At 48.9% G+C, this 19,874-nt stretch carries 14 protein-coding genes, 2 tRNA genes and 1 other RNA gene; 4 read left to right on the top strand and 13 right to left on the bottom strand.

Annotation, left to right across the window (positions count from 1 at the left end; genetic code table 11):
- Positions 1-79: 79 nt before the first annotated feature.
- A complete protein-coding gene (locus MJZ26_06140; protein MCQ2105352.1) occupies positions 80-2,851 on the top strand; it encodes a CIA30 family protein in 2,772 nt (923 codons plus the stop codon).
- A gap of 119 nt (positions 2,852-2,970) precedes the next feature.
- On the opposite strand, the gene tgt is transcribed toward MJZ26_06140, so the two are convergent.
- From tgt to MJZ26_06100, 8 genes are all read right to left on the bottom strand, one after another.
- Positions 2,971-4,107, bottom strand: coding sequence for a tRNA guanosine(34) transglycosylase Tgt (tgt, locus tag MJZ26_06135; GenBank protein ID MCQ2105351.1), 1,137 nt, complete (start codon positions 4,105-4,107; stop codon positions 2,971-2,973).
- Between the two features lie 104 nt (positions 4,108-4,211).
- A tRNA-Leu gene (locus MJZ26_06130) sits at positions 4,212-4,295 on the bottom strand.
- 281 nt (positions 4,296-4,576) lie between these two features.
- Complete coding sequence (gene murD, locus MJZ26_06125; protein ID MCQ2105350.1) at positions 4,577-5,944, bottom strand: UDP-N-acetylmuramoyl-L-alanine--D-glutamate ligase; 1,368 nt, start codon at positions 5,942-5,944, stop codon at positions 4,577-4,579.
- Between the two features lie 171 nt (positions 5,945-6,115).
- Positions 6,116-6,346 (bottom strand): hypothetical protein, encoded by a 231-nt coding sequence (locus tag MJZ26_06120; protein ID MCQ2105349.1) that lies wholly within the window; start codon positions 6,344-6,346, stop codon positions 6,116-6,118.
- Positions 6,347-6,415: 69 nt separating this feature from the next.
- Positions 6,416-6,499 (bottom strand) — tRNA-Leu (locus tag MJZ26_06115).
- Positions 6,500-6,564: 65 nt separating this feature from the next.
- On the bottom strand, positions 6,565-6,966 hold the full coding sequence (gene secG / locus MJZ26_06110; protein MCQ2105348.1) for a preprotein translocase subunit SecG: 402 nt from the start codon (positions 6,964-6,966) through the stop codon (positions 6,565-6,567).
- Positions 6,967-7,011: 45 nt separating this feature from the next.
- Complete coding sequence (gene tpiA, locus MJZ26_06105; protein MCQ2105347.1) at positions 7,012-7,773, bottom strand: triose-phosphate isomerase; 762 nt, start codon at positions 7,771-7,773, stop codon at positions 7,012-7,014.
- A 131-nt stretch (positions 7,774-7,904) separates the two neighbouring features.
- Positions 7,905-8,345 carry a hypothetical protein gene (locus tag MJZ26_06100; protein MCQ2105346.1) on the bottom strand — a complete coding sequence of 147 codons (441 nt, stop codon included), beginning with the start codon at positions 8,343-8,345 and terminating at the stop codon, positions 7,905-7,907.
- Positions 8,346-8,426: 81 nt separating this feature from the next.
- Here MJZ26_06100 and MJZ26_06095 point away from each other — a divergent pair, with 81 nt between their 5' ends.
- Complete coding sequence (locus MJZ26_06095; GenBank protein ID MCQ2105345.1) at positions 8,427-9,407, top strand: hypothetical protein; 981 nt, start codon at positions 8,427-8,429, stop codon at positions 9,405-9,407.
- Here MJZ26_06095 and MJZ26_06090 read toward each other — a convergent pair.
- From MJZ26_06090 to MJZ26_06080, 3 genes are all read right to left on the bottom strand, one after another.
- Positions 9,327-10,097 carry a hypothetical protein gene (locus tag MJZ26_06090; GenBank protein MCQ2105344.1) on the bottom strand — a complete coding sequence of 257 codons (771 nt, stop codon included), beginning with the start codon at positions 10,095-10,097 and terminating at the stop codon, positions 9,327-9,329. The genes MJZ26_06095 and MJZ26_06090 overlap by 81 nt on opposite strands.
- 103 nt (positions 10,098-10,200) lie before the next feature.
- The gene (gene recA, locus MJZ26_06085; GenBank protein MCQ2105343.1) at positions 10,201-11,295 is read right to left on the bottom strand and encodes a recombinase RecA; all 1,095 of its coding nucleotides are present in this window, start codon (positions 11,293-11,295) and stop codon (positions 10,201-10,203) included.
- A gap of 55 nt (positions 11,296-11,350) precedes the next feature.
- Positions 11,351-11,866 carry a CinA family protein gene (locus tag MJZ26_06080; GenBank protein ID MCQ2105342.1) on the bottom strand — a complete coding sequence of 172 codons (516 nt, stop codon included), beginning with the start codon at positions 11,864-11,866 and terminating at the stop codon, positions 11,351-11,353.
- Between the two features lie 154 nt (positions 11,867-12,020).
- Here MJZ26_06080 and MJZ26_06075 point away from each other — a divergent pair, with 154 nt between their 5' ends.
- Complete coding sequence (locus tag MJZ26_06075) at positions 12,021-12,983, top strand: DUF5683 domain-containing protein (protein ID MCQ2105341.1); 963 nt, start codon at positions 12,021-12,023, stop codon at positions 12,981-12,983.
- On the opposite strand, the gene MJZ26_06070 is transcribed toward MJZ26_06075, so the two are convergent.
- Both MJZ26_06070 and ffs read right to left on the bottom strand, forming a co-directional pair.
- A complete protein-coding gene (locus MJZ26_06070) occupies positions 12,980-13,597 on the bottom strand; it encodes a histidine phosphatase family protein (GenBank protein MCQ2105340.1) in 618 nt (205 codons plus the stop codon). The two genes, MJZ26_06075 and MJZ26_06070, sit on opposite strands and share 4 nt — an antisense overlap.
- Positions 13,598-13,778: 181 nt before the next feature.
- Positions 13,779-13,875, bottom strand: an RNA gene (ffs, locus tag MJZ26_06065) — signal recognition particle sRNA small type.
- 237 nt (positions 13,876-14,112) lie between these two features.
- Between ffs and MJZ26_06060 the strand changes: the two genes are divergently transcribed.
- On the top strand, positions 14,113-19,650 hold the full coding sequence (locus MJZ26_06060; GenBank protein MCQ2105339.1) for a cadherin domain-containing protein: 5,538 nt from the start codon (positions 14,113-14,115) through the stop codon (positions 19,648-19,650).
- The last annotated feature ends 224 nt before the right edge of the window (positions 19,651-19,874 follow it).

Genomic DNA, 19,874 nt, shown 5'->3' with positions numbered 1-19,874 from the left:
CCAAAAATATTACAAGGAACTTGCTCCATATGTATGTATCTTTGATGCGGGATTGGTGAATAATCAAAATGAGGATGATATGAAGAAGATTATCGCTACTGCACTGCTCGCCGCTGCAACTTCTGCAATGGCTGTTAGTGCAAGCCGTGTCGGCCCTGTCAGCACCTATGGTGAACTGAAGGCCAATAGTGGCAAACTGTCTGGTTCTTGCCCCCAGTATGCAAGCTCTGCAGTCCAGGTTAAGGGTATGAGCCTTTTCTGGAGTAATGCTGCGGATAGCTCCACGGTGTTCTACACCGAAAAGGCTGTGAACCGTATGGTGAACGAAATGAACATTGAAGTTCTTCGTTTTGCCATGGGTGTTGATAATGAAAAGTTCCAGGATCAGGGCCGTGGTTACCTGAGCTCCGACAATGGTAAGACTCTTCAGCTGGGTATGTTGAAGAACGTTGTTAACGCAGCCATTGAAAACGATATCTATGTGATTATCGACTGGCACATCGAAAGTGCTAATGGTAAGACTTCTCAGGCTCAGGAATTCTTCGAATACGCAGCCAAGGAATATGGTTCCTATAACAATGTGATTTTCGAAGTGTGGAATGAACCTGTGGGCGCAGACATGGGTACTGTTGCATCCCATGCAAAGTCTGTGATTTCCACAATCCGTAAGTATTCCGACAATCTGGTTTTGGTGGGCAGCCCCGAATGGTCCAGCCATCCGGAACAGTGTGCCGCTGCTGGCATTAACGATAAGAACTACGCTTGTTCTCTGCACTTTTACGCAGCAACTCACCAGGTGGGTAACGGTGGATACAATTCCCGTGCCGAAGAAGCTATGAGCAAGGGTGTTCCTGTGTTCGCTTCTGAATGGGGTACCGTTTCTGCCGATGGTAACGGTGGTGCAAATGAATCTGCAAGCCAGGCTTGGATCAACTGGATGAACACCAATAAGATTTCCTGGGCCAACTGGTCTGCTTCTGCCATTAACGAAGGCTCCGCTGCATTCCAGAACCTTGCCTTTGATAATGGATTGACTTACAAAACCTCCGGAACCATGGTGAAGGGCTGGATGAACGGCAAGACCGGCTATAAGGATTGCGGTCTCCAGAATGGTAACGGTGGTAGTGGCAATTCCGGCTTCTCCACTGGTGTTGCTAACGGCACTTCCACTGATCTTATTGACGACCTGGAAGACGGCGATCATTACGCCTATACCGGTGGCTGGTGGTCTGCGTTCGCAGATTCCGACGACGATGAAGATGGTAAGGGCAACACCTCCATCTCCAACAAGAAGTGGACCTCCGATGACGGCAAGGAAGTTTATGATGTTCTTATGAAGGCTCCGGGTGGCGATAAGAATACTTCCAAGTATGTTGCCGGTATTACCGACATTAAGCTCTCCCAGGGTGCATACAAGTACGCTCCCTACGTGACTATCGGTTTGAATCTGGACAAGAATCCCAAGAAGTCCTACGACTTGAGCGCATGTAAGTCCATTAGCTATAAGTTCAAGGGCGCTAGCCACAACTTCCGCGTGGAAACTGCCAAGGTTACCAACTGGAACTTCCACTATGTGACCAAGGATGGCTCCGATGACTGGAAGGAAGTGGAACTTTCTTGGGACCAGTTCATTCAGGAAGACTGGGGCGATGTTGCATCTCACTTTAGCCTGGACAAGGGCATGGGTGCTGTGACTGCCTTCGGTTGGCAGGTGAAGGGCGCTCTCGACGTTCCGGATAGCAAGCAGAAGACGACTCATCCTTATCTCTATGTGGATGATGTGCGTTGCAATGGCGTTTCCATCAAGGCTATTACCGGTGGCTCTTCTACAACGACATCTTCTTCTTCTAATACTCCTGTTGTTGGTAGCTCTTCCTCCAATACTCCTGTTGTGGGCAGCTCCTCTTCCAACAATCCTATTGCTGGCTCTTCCTCCTCTGGCATTACTCCTGCTGTTTCCTCTAGCTCTGTGATTGCTGGACCCACCACCACGGCTCCGTCTGTAGCCTTCATTATCGATGATATCGAAGATGGCGACCACGTTGCTAACACCACTGGTGTTTGGTATGCATACAACGACAGTGAACCGGGTGGTAAGTCTACCATTTCCAATACCTATGATCCTGTTTTGGGCGGCTATATCGTCAACTTTGCCGGTGGCGACCCGACCAATGGCAGCAAGGGCTTTGTCGGTATGACCGATATTCACTGGGAACAGGCTGAATATGCAGAAGCTCCGTTTGTTGCTCTTGGCCTCAACATGGTTGAAGATACTTCCAAGGGCTTTGATTTAAGTTCCTGCGAAGGTATTGCCTACCGCTATAGAGGTGCTGGCCATAAGTTCAAGATTCAGGATGGCCAGGTTGAAGACTATGCATATCACGAATATAAAGTTGCTGATGCTGCAGAATGGACCTGGGTTGTAATGCCCTGGGATCTTATTGAACAGCCGTCCTGGACTCGTGATCCTAAGGATCTTAACCATGCCGCCATCAAGAAGATGGCTTGGGAAGTTGTGGGCTACAAGGGCTTCGACGATCAGCCGGAAATTCCGTACCTCTTCGTTGACGACGTTGTCTGCGTTGGCAATCCCTCTGCAATCAAGCCGGCACGCGTTGCTAACAGCGGTCTCAAGATTTCTGTCCAGGGTATGACTCTCAACGTTCAGACTTCCAAGTCTGGCGCTCTGAAGGTCCAGATCTTCGACATGATGGGCCACGTAGTCATGAACGTTTCCGAAATGTCTGCCGGTAACCATCAGGTTTCTCTCGCAGGCCTCGCCAGCGGTAACTACATGGTTCGCGTCATGAGCGGCAGCGATGTAAAGACTACTCGCATTGCTCTTCGCTAATCAGCAATCTCAATAGAGATTATCCTCAGAAAGCCTCCGGTTCTTGCCGGAGGTTTTTTAATGGAAAAAAGCCCGGCGGTGAGCCGGACTTCTTAAGTTCGTAGGAAACTTGAGGAGATTTACTGCAGGTCTCGCTGCAGGATCTCGATCTTTTCCTTGGACCACTCCTCGAAGGTGTCGTCGGCGATGTGGTCCTTTGCCTCCTGCATCAGGTGCAGGTAGAAATGAAGGTTGTGAATGCTTGCCAGGGTGAAACCCAGGGATTCGCCAGCGTGGTGCAGATGACGCAGGTAGGCTCGGCTGAAGTTACGGCAGCAGTAGCAGTCGCAATTGGGGTCTACCGGCTTGTCGTATTCTTCCGCATGGCGGGCGGCCTTGTAACGCAGTACGCCTTCGCTGGTGAACAGCATGCCGTTGCGTGCGTTTCTGGTGGGCATTACGCAGTCGCACATGTCGACGCCTCTGCCGATCAATTCCAGCAGGTTCCAGGGGGTTCCTACGCCCATTACATAGCGAGCGTGATCCTTGGGCATGTAGTCGGTGCAGAAGTCGGCGATTTCGTACATGGTTTCGGTAGGTTCGCCTACGGAAAGCCCACCCAGCGCAAAACCGTCGGGTTCCAGTTCGGCGATACGTTCAATAGCCTGCTTGCGCAAGTGCTTGTGCATACCGCCCTGTACGATGCCAAAGAACTTCTGTTCGTATCCGTGGATTTCGGGATTGGCCTTGATCCATTCCATGGCTTCCTTCGTCCATTTCAGGGTGAAGTTCAGGCTGTGTTCCGCTTCCTTTTCGGTGCTGGGGTAGGGAGTGCATTCGTCGAAAGCCATGATGATGTCTGCGCCAATTTCGCGCTGGGCCTTCATGACGGTTGCGGGGCTGAAGAAATGCTTGGAACCGTCCAGAATGCTTCTGAACTCAACGCCCTCGGGCTTGATCTTGCGTAGATCCTTGAGGCTCCATACCTGGAATCCACCGCTGTCTGTAAGCACGGGGCGGTCCCAACTCATGAACTTGTGGATGCCGCCTGCAGCAGCGATCTTAGGCGTGGTTGGGCGCAGGTAAAGGTGGTAGGTGTTTGCCAGGATGATTTCTGCCTTGAGGTCTTTCAGCTGGGCCGGCGTAACCGACTTGACGGTAGCTTCGGTGCCTACGGGCATAAAAATCGGCGTATGGATGTCGCCGTGGTCCGTATGAAGCACACCGAGGCGGGCCTTGGACTTCTTGGAGGTCTTTAAAAGTTCAAAACGATTCATTTAGAAGAAAAATAGCTTTTTTCGTCGCTATTTTTAAGGGGTTTTTCGCTGTTGTTGATTAAACAAAAAAAGAAAAGACTCAGTTTTCACTGGGTCTTTTCTACTGCGGTCGGACAGACTTGAACTGTCATGGGATCGCTCCCACTAGCACCTCAAGCTAGCGTGTCTACCAATTCCACCACGACCGCGAGATCCTTAATGGAACGCCCTCTTTCGAGAGCGACACAAAGATATAAATACTTTTGACACTTGTAAAGGGATAAGGGCGTATTTTCTTTATTTTTTTTAGAAAAAATTAAAAAGCTCGGTAATTGTTCCCTCAAATTCAATCCCGAGCTTTATCTTTGTTCAAATTTTTTTTACGGTTCGAAAATGACGGATGATTTTTTCCGCTATGTTTGAAAGCCTTATAAAAAAGACGGCCTTGAGGTAGACCGTCTTGATTTTTTTGCGATTTCTGTTCAGAGATTTACTTCACGTCGGCGACCAGCTTGTCGAAGACCTGGCCACGGACCTTGTAGTTCTTGAACAGGCCGAAGCTTGCGCAAGCGGGGCTCATGATCACGGTGCCGCCTTCGCCAATAGCGAGGCTGTCTGCAAAGGCTTCTTCCAGGGTGGGGAAGATGGCGGTCTTGATGCCGGCGGCGTCTACACCAGCCTTCTTCAGGTCGGCAAGCATGCGTTCTGCAGTGGCGCCAATGAGGGCTACGCGCTTCAGGTTCGGGCGGTCCTTCACCAGGATGTTGCTAAGTTCCGTAAAGTCGGCGTTCTTTTCGGAACCGCCAAGAATCAGTGCGAAGGGGCGCTTCATGCTGCCGGTGGCTGCGATGGTTGCGTCGGGGCGAGTGGCGTAGCTGTCGTTGTAGAATTCGATACCCTTCTTTTCGCCCTTGAATTCCATACGGAAGGGGAGGGTTTCGTAGCTCTTGAGGGCTTCGAAAGCGTCCGCCACCTTGATGCCCAGGGCGGTGCAAGCCAAGGTTGCTGCAGCCATGTTTTCCAGCTGGTAAATGCCGCGGACCTTGCAATCGCTGAGGAACAGTTTGTCGTTTCCGATTGTAAGGATGGATCCGTCGATAACTGCGTTGCCGTCGTTGCTTCCATTTTCGCCGTCGGCAACACTTACAGAAAGCTTGTTACGGGCGGGGCTTTCACTTGCGATCTTTGCGGAGGGGGCTGCGTCCTTCAGGTAAACGCAAGTGCCTGCTGACTTCTGCCAACGTACCAAATTTGCCTTGGCGTCGCGGTATTCTTCAACAGTCTTATGCCAGTCCAAATGTTCTGTGCTTACGCGGAGAACTACGCCTACATCCGGGGAGATAGACAAGGTCATCAGCTGGAAGCTGGAAAGTTCCAGAATGCTGATGCGGTCTGCGGAATCGTCTTCCAGCAGGTCCAGCGCAGGAACGCCGAAGTTTCCGCCGATGATATTTGCTTTGCCGCACTTATCAAGAATGTGGCTGATCATGCTGACGGTACTGCCCTTGCCCAAAGTACCGGTAACGCCTACGGTCTTTGTTGATTTAGTTTGTTCTAAAAACAACTGAATCTGGCTTGTCATCATGCCGCCATTCATCTGGAAGGCGAACAGTTCTGGACTCATGGGGTAGACGCCTGCGGAACGAACGACTGTTACGCAATCCTTAAGACCATCCATGTATTTTTCTCCGCTGCAAACCTTCACGTTTACGCCTGCAGGAACTTCCGGCAAGTTCACCGGGTTCTTGTCCATTACGACGATTTCCTTGACGCCTTCACGGAATAGGTAACGAAGCGTACTTTGGCCTTCTACGCCAAAGCCAAGAATACCAACGGGAAAAACCAAATTGTTGTTCATGTTAAACCTTTATCTTCAAATGTCATCCCGGCCAATGTTATCCTCGACCAGTCATTCTGGAGGGCAGCAGGTCCGATAGAATCAAGGATCTAGACGGGATTTCCTTTTTAACGGGGTAAAATTTAGCAACCGTCAGTTCTTTTGTTCAGCGGATTGGCTGCGTTGTTCTGGCTAATTACTGCACTTGTAGGTGCTTTGGTCCTTGCAGAATTCTTCAACGTTAGTCATTGCTTTTTTTGAATATTTCTGGATGCAAGTCTTGTAGGCGTCTTCGTCGATGCAGTTGTTTTGTCGGTCGATATCGTAGTCTAGGCAGAAATCTCTGTCTTCTAGGCACTCACGCTCCGAATCTAATGAGCAACCGCAAATGAAGATAGCTGTCGCGAAAAAAAACTTGATCATGAATCGTCCTCCCTCGATAACCGTAGGGCTAAAATAAAAAAATCCGCCCCAAAGGGACGGACCTTTTACTGCGGTCGGACAGACTTGAACTGTCATGGGATCGCTCCCACTAGCACCTCAAGCTAGCGTGTCTACCAATTCCACCACGACCGCGCGGTTGTTGGCTGCGATGCTTGCGCACCGGCAATCAACAACAAAAGCTTCTTTCGAAACCTTAATTACTCGGCAGCCGGTGCGGGAGCAGCGGGAACTTCAGCTGCGGGTGCGGCATCGGTTGCTGCGGGTGCGCCGAAGTTAGTCGGGAGAGCCGGCATTGCCGGAGCCTGCTGTGCTGCGTTTTCGCGGGTTGCCTTCTGCATGGCGGATTCTTCCACAGTCTGATCCTGCTTAGCAACGATAAGACCGAGGCCGATTACCACCAGGAAGAAGATAACAGCAACGACACGGGTCAACTTCTGGATGAAGGTTGCTGCACCAGCGGTGGAGAAGGCGGACTGAGAAGTCATGCCGCCAAGACCTGCAAGGCCACCCATCTTGTCGTTCTGAACCAGAACGAGGAGCATGAGGAACAAGCAGAGGAACACGTGGAGGACGATACCGATCCAAAAGAGAGTTGTCATAGTGTTATATACCTTGAGTAGTTAAAAGTTTCAAATGGCTGGAAATTACTTAGCTTCTGCAGCTGCGATGATTTCCATGAAGGTGTTAGCCTTGAGGCCTGCACCACCAATGAGACCGCCGTCGATGTCCTTCTGAGCGAGGAGGCCAGCAGCGTTTGCGCCCTTCATGGAGCCACCGTACTGGATGCGCATGCCTTCGGCAATTGCTTCGCCGTAGATTTCCTTAACGACGGAACGTACGAAAGCCTGGGTGTCCTGAGCCTGTTCGTCGGTAGCAGTTACGCCAGTACCGATTGCCCAAACCGGTTCGTATGCGAGAACGCACTTAGCAGCGTCTTCAGCGGAAACGCCTTCGAAAGCGCCCTTAACCTGAGTGGAGAGAACAGCTTCGAGCTTGCCACCGTTACGTTCGTCGAGAGTTTCGCCGATGCAGATGATGGGCTTGAGGCCGGCTTCGAGAGTCTTCTTGACCTTGAGGTTTACGGTTTCTTCGGTTTCGTGGAAGTACTGACGCTGTTCGGAGTGACCGATGATGATGTATTCTGCGCCGATTTCCTTAACCATGTCAACGGAAACCTTACCGGTGTATGCGCCCTGGTCCTTCCAGTGGATGTCCTGGATAGCGAGCTTAACGTTGGTGCCCTTAACGACGTCTGCAACCTTAGCAGCAGCGAGGTAGGTTGGAGCGATGACGACTTCGGTCTTCTTCACGTCCTTAACGGCTTCAACGATGTCCTTAGCGAGCTGTACGGATTCGCTAACGGTCTTGTTCATCTTCCAGTTACCAGCAATGATATACTGACGCATAATTAACTCCTTGAGAGGTTTAAAAATTTAACGGGCTAAATTTAGTAAAAATGGACCGCCAGGGGAAGACCGGGCTAAAAAAAACAGCCCCGATGCGTATCGGAGCTGCCAAATTACCGAATCAACTAGGATTAGTAGTTGCTGGAGTGCTTGGACTGAGGAGCCGGAGATCCACCGTAGCGGTCGCCTTCGATCTTTTCCAGAATCCATTCGCCTTCGTAACCCTTCAGACGAGCCTGGTCAGGGTGCTTCCAGATAAGGCGGGTAATGAGCTTGCCTTCGCGAGTGTAGTATTCCCAAACGCAGCTGGAAGAAGTTTCCTTTTCATGGTCGGGAGGTCCCCAAAGAAGGTTAACCATGTCGTTGGTCATGCCTTCTTCAATGTAACCCTGCTTGAAAACGTCCTTCAAGCGCTTGTCGATGCCCATACTTTCCTTGATGGCGAAGTATTCGCGTTCGTATTCCTTGCGTCCTTCACCGCGTTCAATCAGAATGGGGGAGGAATAGCGACTGGCGCAGCCCCAGAACATGAGGGCGCTGATGCCGAGCACGCATAGATGAGAAAGCTTCATATAATCTCCTCTAAATTTGATGACCACAAAATAAGAATTAAATCGGCCAATGGAGGAATTTATTTTTAATTTTACACTGAAATGCTGAAGTTTAGGAACATTTTGCAACTTTTGGGCCTGGTTATGGCCTTCGCCGTAGGCAATCTTCATGCCTTCGGCTTTAACGAAAGTGCGCAAAGCGGATTCCGTTACGGTCCGAATATGTCCTGGGGCTTCAGCGCAAATACCCCTTTTGTCTGGGGTCAGTGGCTACCTCAGGCCGAAGGCGCAGTGAACTTTACGTGGCTGGAACCGCTGGATACCTTGTCCTATGGCGAGCGACTTGGCCGTACACCCACCTATCTGCGCATGGATGCTTCCGTGGATCTTTCTCCCTTCTATGGGGGGTACTCTGCAGGAATCGGTCTTCGTCCCTTCAAGATGAACCCCCAGATCGAGGCCAACTTTACCTATGAGAGTTACCTGTACTTCAAGTCGAACCTTGAAATGGTGACAGCCGATGTGGCTGACGGCGGAAAAATCGCCGATACTTGGAACGCCGACTATATCGTCGACAATGTTTGGGACGATGACGCAGAGTTTGACTATGTTCAGCTTTTCGATATGAATGTGGGCTTGAACTATTCGTTCCCGAGAGGCTCTGTTCTTGGCTTGGTTCTTCACTATATCTTGTCAGACGTCAGTACGGACTATGACGGCAAGAGCTACGACTACAAGTTGAATATCCCTGTGTTCAGCCGTGATTTCCTGGTTGTTCTGGAAACCTACGGACGTTTCCCCTTGAATGAAAACCTTGCCCTTGTCTTTGAAAGTACTTACTACAGGACCGGTTATCTGCGCAGCCACAACACGGTGGAAAAGGAATCCCTTGGATATGGCAAGGGCCTTTTGGGTGCGCATTTCTCCTGGAATCAGGGATTAAGGAATGTTACTGTTGAAGTTGGTGGTTGGCGTAGAACCAGGAAGGATTTCTACGATGGATCACTCGCGCAGAAGTTCCTGATTCAGCTTGAGTATCAGGGGTATTTTTCTTTCCCCTTTCACAGGAATTTTTCTGAATAAGTCAGGCATGGGTGTGGGGGATTTCTTCTCCACGTTGTTTTTTAACGGGTCGGATTCCAAAGCCTGCATAGGGTAGGCGGAACGGATCCAGATTTCACCGCTATATTTTTCGCTTTCCAGCCTTACCAGGGTGGGCAAGCTTTCGCCGGAGTAAATCTTCCACTGACGGATGAAAAATGTTCGAGCTTCCTTGCGGGCGCCTTTCGTGGTTACGCGGGACGGTTGCGGCAGACTGTCGGCAACAAGGCTCCACCACATATTTGAGAATGCGGTCGAAAGAATGTTGGGCTTCTGCTGGGTGCTGTCCTTGCACAGGAACTGCCCGTTTGCAAGAAGTTCCATGTCGTCAAGCTTCAGCGGAGTTTCACCGATGGTTTCCTTCAGGTGGTGCAATCCCAGCTGCCGCTTGATCTTGGCGTCGGGGAACACCAGGTAACGGTACTCACCGGCGGTAATGAAATTGAACCTAGGGCGGTCCGGCAGGTTCACGAAGAAGGTGTCCAGACTTTCGGGATGGTGACGCCATTCCACATCCATCCTGCTCCTGGAATTCTTGGCATTCACGAAGTTGCCCTCGATGTTTACGACCATGGGGGAGCCAATCAGAAACTTGGGACAGGAATTCTGACCGTTTGCATATGCGGCCATCAAGGCGACCGCCATAGCAGGAATGGAAAGACGTTTGAACATGTCTATCAAGATAGTAAAAAAACTTCGGTCTCTCCCAATGGCTAAGAAAGAGAAACCGAAGTTCTTTTTTAAGGAAGAATTCTGTTAAGATCGATGAAGCCTGTTAAACTTCGTCGGCGCTGATTTCCATGTCGTCGTCAGCAGCCAGAGCGTCGCCTTCGTTCAGCTTGAACAGTTCCACATCCTTCATGCTTTCGCGAATCTTTTCTTCGATTTCGTTGCAGAGATCCGGATTGTCCTTCAGGAAGAGGCGGGTGTTCTCGCGACCCTGGCCGATGCGTTCGTTGTTGTAGCTAAACCAGGAACCGCTCTTCTGGACGATGTCCATTTCGGTAGCCAGATCCAGGATGGAGGCTTCGCGGGAGATGCCGCAGCCGTAGAGAATGTCGAATTCGCACTGGGTGAAGGGTGCGGCGACCTTGTTTTTCACGATCTTTACGCGGGTGCGGTTACCGATGACGTCTTCGCCGTCCTTGATGGCGGCGATACGACGGATATCGATACGCTGGGTGGCGTAGAACTTAAGTGCGTTACCACCGGTAGTGGTTTCGGGATTGCCGAACATGACACCGATCTTCATGCGCAGCTGGTTGATGAACAGCATGCAGGTGTTGGACTTGGAGAGAATGCCGGTGAGCTTACGGAGAGCCTGGCTCATGAGGCGAGCTTGGAGGCCTACGTGGTTGTCGCCCATTTCGCCGTTGATTTCGGCCTGGGGAACAAGCGCTGCCACGGAGTCGATAACGATAATGTCGATGGCGCCGGAACGGACCAGGGTTTCGGCAATGTCGAGAGCCTGTTCGCCAGTGTCGGGCTGGGATACCAGGAGAGATTCGATATCTACCCCCAGCTTGCGAGCATAGACTGCGTCGAAGGCGTGTTCCGCATCGATGAAGGCTGCCACACCGCCAAGCTTCTGGGCTTCGGCAATGGCGTGGAGAGTAAGGGTTGTCTTACCGGAAGATTCGGGTCCGTAGATTTCGATGATTCGGCCGCGGGGGAAACCGCCTACGCCCAGGGCCATATCCAGCTGGATACAGCCGGAGGGGATAACGGGGATATCTTCGATAGGTTGCTGACCCAGGGCCATGATGGAACCTTTACCATAATTCTTTTCGATCTGTGCGATGGCTGCTTCTACAGCCTTGGCCTTATCTGCGGAAAGGTTGCTAATGGGGTTTGCGCCTGGTACATTCATCTTCTTAGCCATGATTGACTCCGTATTTTGTTTTATCTGTTTTTAAATATAATAACTAGTGTTCACTTGTGCAAGTGCTTTTTTGTCTATTTAACAAAAAAAGTAACCTGCTCAATATTGTATACACGCATTTTTCACGTACTTCGGACCGGTTTCCAGGAAAAACTTCGCAAAAAACCTCATTTTGCAAACAACTGTTGACACACATCCATACGGTTCCTACGGGTTTGCCGGGTTCGGCTCCACCGGGACCTGCGATGCCTGTGGTGGCCACGGCCCACTGGCACCCGAATTTCTTGCGGGCTCCTTCGGCCATGGCGGCGACAGTTTCTGCACTCACGACGCCGTGCTTTTCGATAATGTCTGCGGGAACATCCAGAAGCTGCACCTTGATATGGTTCTGGTAGGCGACAACGCCGCCGGCAAGAACCGCGGAGGAACCGGGAATGTCTACGATGGTGCTGGCAATGAGGCCGCCCGTGCAGGATTCCGCAGTGGCCATCATTTCGCCCCTGGATTCCAGGGCTTCCTTGACAGCCTTTGCAAGTTCTTGGATGTTTTCGTTTGCCATTATCATTTCCTTTGATGTTACAAATATACAAACAGATAGTGTCATAAAATGACACGGAGTAGACTCCGTCAAAAAAAATAAAAAAATTCCTTCTGGCGGGCATCTTTCCCTGTGGTTTACCTTTATCAAAGTCCATTTATCTATATTTTCGGCAATGTTGTTACGTTCCTTGATGGTCGGTCTAGCGATGGCCCTTGTGCTATCGGTTTCTGCCTATTCTGCAGATCCTCTGCAGAAGGGAGTTACCGGCATTGAGGCGATAGACTCCTTGAAGGTTAACGAGTGGGATATTCCCACGGAACGTAATTCTCTTGCTGTAACCATGCTGCTCAGTATCTTGCCCGGTGGAGGCCAGTACTACACAGAGCATTATGTCCGTGGAGGGTTCATTACAGGTATCGAACTAGCACTGTTCTACGAGGTGGTGTTCAACAAGTCCTACCAGTACGACCGGGTGCTGGAACAGGCCGCGCCGTTCCGGGATTCCGTATCCTACTACACAAAGCTTCTTTTCGACAATCCTCCTAGGGATAGCATTGCCGTGTTTCAGGCTAAACGCAACGAGAACCTGAACCGAGTTCGTGCGTACAACGACAAGAAAATGGAACAGGAAGACTTGCGCAAGGCAGAGACTGCCTGGCTCTATGGCTTGCACCTGTACGGAATGTTCGATGCTTTTGGTATCTGGTACAACAACAATCACCGGAGTGTGGAACTCAAGAGCATGAAGAGTGCTGTGCTTTGGGCGATTCTCCCGGGCTTTGGGCAGATGTACAACAGGGAGTTCGGAAAAGCCGGTCTTTTGTACATGGGCCTGATTGGTTCTGCAACCAGTATCTGGACTTCCCAGAATATGGTGGAGTACTACCTGGATCGCAAACATCTTATGGCGGGGGAGACCACCATGTCCGAGGAATACGAAAGGGTCGAGGAAAGGGTTACCTACTATCGTAAGAATCGAAACCAGTACATATGGGCCATGGCCCTGCTGTATCTGTACTCTATGGGTGATGCCGCGGTTGACGCCCTGCTGAGCGATTTTGACAATCCGCTGCATCTGGCGCTGCTGCCCAATTTCAGGGGTGGCGCGCAAGCTCTGTTTACGCTTGATTTCTAGCCGATCTTCAACGGTACCATCTGGATGCCGTCGTGGATCTTTGTAAAGGTTCCGCGGTAGTGTCCGTCTGCGTTGCGCTTAAACTCGAACTTGGTTACCATGGCGTAGCTGAAGGCTCCCTCTACGAATTGTTCGTTGGGTAGCCCGCATGCGAAGTGCTGCAGTGCGGCGATAACGCCGGCGTGACTCACCCAAAGGAATTCTCCGTCATCATCCAGTGTGTCCAGCAGACGTCCAACGCGTTCGTCTATGTCGAAGAAGTTTTCGCCATTTGGGAAACGGTATCCGCGCAGATCTTCTGCCCAGCTTTTCATCTGGTCCTTGGGGACTTCATTCAGTTTTTGGCCTTCCCAGTCGCCGAAGTTGATTTCGATGATTTCGTCTCGGTACTCAACAGGAAGGCTTACCGCTGCGCCGGCCTTTTCGGCAAGTCGTTTGCAGCGCAGCAGTGGACTGGCGTACAGCTTGGTCGGCTTTGCTCCGGCTTCGATCAGTGCCTTGATGGCGCCGTCGCTTTCTTCTTCGAAGGTGGGGGAGACGTCAAAATCCAGACGGCCGTAGCAGAGGTCGTTGGGATTGTAGGGCTTGGTGTGGCGAATGGTCCAGAGAATCATGGTGAAAAATGAAAAATGAAGAATGAAGGATGAAAGATTAACAATTAACAATTAACAATTAACAATTAACAATTAACAATTAACAATTAACAATTAAGAAAGCGGAGTCGGGGAATCTTTCGTTTCCATGTGCAATTATAAAAAAATAACCCGCGGTTAGAAATCCGGCGGGTTAGTAAAAAAATCCTAGGCTACCTGAGCACATAAAAATCCGCAAGTCCGTTGCTGCTTTCGCCCTGGCGATTTGCCCGCAAATAGTCATTGCGCAGGGCCTAGGAACCAGCAATATAGAAAGGTTTGAACCTTTTTTCAAGACGATTGAGTCTTTTTTTGCTTAGTTGTAACGCAAAATGTGCGTTAAAAATACGTGTGTCATCACAAGAATCTGCAAAATTAGGCTATTATTGTCACTTTATCCATGACTTGTAAATATTTGGTTATCCTTTGGCTTCTTTATAATATATCTTTTGTAAGGATAAATAAACGTTTGAGTCTCCTCAAAGGGGGAGTGTATCATGAAAATATTGAAGAATTACATAAGTCGAACTTTCTTGCCGCTGATGACCCTGCTCTTCGCTGGATCTGCTTTCGCGGCAGATGTGGCTCCGCTATACTTCGAAGGCGTAGATGAAGATTCCCAACAACAGTACTGGGAAGATTTGATGAAGTATAAACTATGGGGAACCGTAGGAATCAACTTTAATAAGGGCAACGTGATTATTGCCGAAGTGAGTGGCTTCAATGGCACCGCCTCCGGTGATATCATATTCAACAATGGTCAGCACACCATTGGCGGCCCACTTCTTGTTGGTGGTAATCTCAACTTCAGTACTGGAAACACAAGTCCTGATCGTGATACATTGTTGATGGGCCCAGCTAGGGTTCTTGGTAATGTTGGTCTTGCCAGTTGGTACAATGCTCCTAGTACTGTTTATGAAGGTGATTATTGTGTCAAGGGTGACGTTGTAATTGCTGGTGCGGATCCCAATAACGTCAATATTTCAACAGTTCGTTGGATGGCTAACGTCAAGGGGGATGTTTACGCTCCTTTTGCCGAAGACGGCTATGAAAAATGCCCCGCAGAAGTTCCCAATGTTGATGTTCACTTGACGGTTCCCAAGTGGGATGTCCCTGCTGGTGTGGAACTGAAACCTGTTATCATGACCGATAACGTGGATGGAGAAGTATTCTACCTGGATGTGCCGCCTATTCTGGATACTACTCAAAAGATTTACGATGAATACCTGAGCGAAATAACATTAGCGCATACAAAGCACAAATATCTCTACATTAGAATGCCCTCTGGAGCGCAGAATGCGGACCATAAGGATGGCCGTCTTTCTCGCTTCTATGTGGAAAATGGAATCAATATTGATGCTTCCGTAAACAGCGGTATTATCCAGGTTGTGTACGTGAATCCCGAAGCGACTTGGAATAGTGCTTCCGGTAGTTGGGAAAATTTCATCCCGGCTAATGCTACGTATGTGACGAATAAGCAGTATGCAGGTAATGTGCTGTTCTATACGAATAAGGACATCGTGTGGGATGCTCTTATAGAACCTTCCTACCAGGGTACGTTCATGACCAGCGGCTCCTTTACCATTAAGGACCACTTTGTTTTGGCAGGTCAGCTGGTTGCAGATAGCCTGCACTTTGAATCCGATATTACTGGCGATTTTCGTTATGTCCCCTTTGATCCTCCTATTTTGGATTTGGATCCCACTGCCCTTGCTCAGGGAACTTTCCCTGAAAATAATGAAGATTCCAAGGTTCCAATTAAACTGTCGGAAAAGGCAAATAGCAATGTCTATTTCAACTATTGCTTTGATCTCGATGAATCTACAGCCTCCTTGGAAGACTTTAATGTAACTGAACTTGCCAAGCTTCCTTTGTGCTTGGCCAAGGATACCGTATATGAGGAAGACAGCGTAACGATTTCCTCCATTAATGAAATCCGTGATTCCGGTATTGTTAAAATTACTGCAGGACATCTGTATCCTGACTCTGCCTTCAATGTGTATATCAATGTGGCTGCAGATACAATTAATGAACTTCCCGAAACGCTTCATTTTAAAGTGTTCAATTTGAGCGGCGCGGTTCTTCCTGGTAACAAACGTGAAGGCTATTTCGAATTGGTTGTAGCCAACTCCAATAACCCTCCTCTTACTAAGGATGCTGCTGTTGTAGCCCAGGAAGATTCTGCCTTTACCTTTAAATCTACAGACTTCTATTACGAATCCACAGCCTTGGCTCCTGTAAGCCAGAAGGGCATTGTCATTCAGGGCAATGTGAATAACGGAGCCCTTCTCTATAAGGGTGATACAGTAAAGGTTTCTAGCACAAAGCATGTGCGGATTCCTGTTGACAGCATTGGCGATTTGCAGTTTGTTGCCGTCAAAGACAAGTATGATGAGGAAGAATATGCTTCCTTTAACTTCGCTGTAGAAGATGTCATGGGTAATGTTTCTGGCTCAGCAACGATTAGTATCGCCGTTACCCCGGTTAACGACCCTCCTTCTGCAAAGAATACTGTCTTCACAGTTGATGAAAATACTCCTGCCGGAGAAACTCTGCAGGGCGCGATCAAGGTCTTTGATGTTGATGACGATGAATTCGTCTATACCTTTGATCCTGCCGATGTAAACTTTGCGTTAGTTGATTCCCTGTTTGCCATGAATCCTGCTACGGGTGTGATTACCATTAAGGACGGTGTTGTCCTTGACTATGAAAAAATGGACAAGACCACCATCGAAATTAAGGCAATCGTTTCCGACAAGAGTGCATCCACTGGTAAGGTGGATGATATTCAGGCGACGTCCTTGACTTTGACCATTGTGGTTAATGATGTCAATGAAATGCCGACCCTTGCAGACCAGAAGTTCGCTTTCGAAGAAAACAAGGGTAAGGGGTATGTTATAGGCTCCATTGAATATGGTGACCTAGATACGGCTGTTGCCCTGACAAATAACATCGTTACTGCAGTACGCGGTGATACAGCTCTGTTCAATGTGTCTGCAGAAGGTGTTATCACAGCAAAGAAGGATTTTGACTTTGAAAAGGATTCGTCCTCCTATACATTGATTGTTCAGGTTGCAGATGCTCATGATCCGAAGCTTTCTGTAACGAAGACCATGACGATTACCTTGGTCAATGTCAATGAAACGCCGACTCTTGCCGATCAAAAGTTCAATCTTGAAGAAAATAGTGGCGAAGGCTTTACCGTAGGTACCATCGTTGCTGGTGACTTGGATAAGGCTGTTGAATTTACCAAGAACAATGTAATTACTGCTGTTGGCGGTGATACCGCTGTATTCACTGTTTCTTCTGATGGTGTTATCAAGACTCGTAAGGATCTGGATTTCGAAAAAGATCCTTCTGTGTACACCTTGACCGTCGCAGTTACGGATACTACCGATCCTACATTGACAGTTACCAAGACCATGACCATTACTCTTGAAAATGTTAATGAAATGCCCACCCTTGAAGAACAGAAATTCGCTATTCCCGAAAATAGTGGTGTTGGTGCAACTGTTGGAACCGTTGAAACGGGAGACTTGGATGATTCCGCAGAATACACTCAGAATATTGTTACTGCCGTAGGTGGCGATACCGACGTATTTTATGTTACTCCGGAAGGTGTAATCATGACCCGTAAGGATCTTGATTATGAAAAGGACCCGCTGGTCTACACTTTGGAAGTTGCGGTGACTGATGCTACTGATTCAGCCTTGACCGTAACCAAGACTATCACAATCAACCTGGAAAACGTGAATGAAAATCCTGTAATCATCACGGACAAAATCTCTGTTAAGGAAACTGCTAAGTCTGGGACCGTTGTGGATACCTTGAAGGCAACAGATGTTGATGCCGGTGATACAAACTTGACTTTCAAGTTGACTGAACCTTCCAAGTTCTTTGAACTTTCTGAAGATGGTGTGGTTACCGTGAAGGACGGAGCAAAGCTAGACTATGAAACCAATCCGACGGAAGTTTTGGTTGTTGAAGTTTCCGATGGCCATGGCGGTAAGTCTACAAAGAAGGTGACCGTTTCTATAGACGATGTTAAGCCCTCTGATATCAAGTTTACCGAGGCTGATAATGCGGACTCTTCCTGGAAGAATCCTGACGTCATTTACACGAATCTTGAGGATATGCAACTATTCTGCTCCTTCAATGGTGCTAAGCAGGAACTCTGTGTCGATACCACCCTTACTGAAGGTAAGAATGTCATTATCAAGGTCTTTGATGATCCAGAATTGGATGGCCCTGCCGCAGATACGGTTATTGTCTATCTGAGTACAGCTGCGCCCATTGTGACTGTTGAAGCAAATGCAGACTCGAACGAGGCTGGAAACATCTACACGATTGTTGAAGGTACTGATGCAAAGGATACAAACATCTACGTCAACAGCACAAAGAACGACATTAAGGTTTCTGTGAAAGATCCGGTCAACGGCAAGGATTCGTCCTTTGTGGTGAAGCTTGATCTTGGTTCCGTGGATGTACCCAGCAAGTCTTTCGAAACCATGAAGTCTGTTGTTAAGGATGGTCCGGTTCTGAACGAAAATCCGAGCTCCGGTATGGTTAAGACTCCTGTGAATGGAACCGATGTCAAGGTAAGTTACGCCGAGAAGATTGGTGGAGTGGATGTAGTCATATCCTATGATACTGACAATGATGGTGAAGTTCGCAAGACTGCGGTTGTCAATGCAAAGGGAAAGGTTGATTCCGTGGAAATCATTACGGTGTCCTATACAACCAAGGTCGATGGTAAGGATGTTGTAGTGTCCTACAAGGCCGATGGCGCAACAGGAGCCCCCTTGTCCGTTGATTCCAATGGAAAACTCTACTCTGACTCAGACACCAAGGAAACTGGCTTGTTTAGTGTCACCTATGATTATGTAGACGCAACAGGAAAGACAGTAACAGTTTCTTATGCAGTGGATGAAAAGGGAAACATGATCAAGAATGGTTCTGGAGACATAGGCTATTCTGTATCTTACACCTTTACCAATAAGTATGGCAACTCCGCTACCCAGTCTGTATTCATTGTTCTTGACCAGGCTCCGCCCAAGGTGGAAATCCTGTCTCCTGTAGATGGTGCTGTTATTCGCGCCAACTTCGTTGAAGTGGTCTGGACTGTGGATGGGGTAGAACAGGATACCTTGACACTCCAGGGCCTTGAAAAGGGCTTCAATTCCATTGTCCGTTTCTACAAGGATAAGGCTGGTAACGAAGCTTCCGATACCATCTTCGTAATCATGAAGGATGGCAAGGATATTGAAGTGTCTGTTGTTAACCCGGTTACTGAAATGGACCAGGACCGCGTAGACAGGTACTATGCATCCAACCCGCCGAAGGAAGGCGAAACCTTTGCTGTAAGCATCAAGAATCCGACCACAGGCAAGGAAGTTGAAACCTTGATCGGTGGCTCGTTCGACACTAAGGATGGAAGCGGTGCGGAACCTTATCCGGGACACCACTCTCACCTTGGCCCGACTTTGGCTATGGATGTGAAGCTCCCTGTGGTTAATTCCATTGGCGGACTTGCTACCCTGGACGACCTCATTGGTCCTGACGGACTTGTTGCCCTGGAAGGTGTGGATGCCAAGGGCAGCCGTAAGGTTTCTGTGGAGAAGTATGCTAGCGAATACTGCGATACCAAGTTCGACTACAAGAACGGCTTTGACAAGGCAAGCCTCTACGATACCAAGATGAAGGTCCATGTATGGATCTATACCACCTTGGGTAACTTCGTGGACTACTACAGCTTTACCCAGCCGCTGAATGATCCGGACTTTACCAACGAGGCTGGTCTCCTGCAGATGTTCTTCGAGATGAAACCGGATAAGGATGGCAATGTGCGCGCCGAATCTGGCAAGCTCTATGCTACTGGTGCCTATCTGTACAAGGTTGAGGTGGACATCCGGTCTAAGCTGCACTGCACCTTGCCCCCGGTGGACGATGCCTCTGGCAAGAAGAAGGGTGATGTGGTTAAGACCAATGATGACCTCCTGAAGCCCTTCGGTTACAAGCGTCCTTCGAAAAAGTGACCGAATTTATACGAAAATATCTTGAAAAACAAGTAAAAATTTGAAAACAGCCTCTTCGGGGGCTGTTTTTTTTGCACGCTCCTAGAAAATTTGCGTGATACGAAAAGTTGTTAAAAAACTTGCACGGCGATGGAAAATACCGTGTTTTTTATCACACATTGTAGTAAATACAACGGTTTTGGGGATTTGCTGTTGATAAATCGTTACAATTGAAAACTTATTTT

It is taken from the genome of Fibrobacter sp. (genome assembly GCA_024398965.1).
Taxonomy (GTDB): domain Bacteria; phylum Fibrobacterota; class Fibrobacteria; order Fibrobacterales; family Fibrobacteraceae; genus Fibrobacter.
This window is presented reverse-complemented; position numbering and strand designations above follow the sequence as displayed.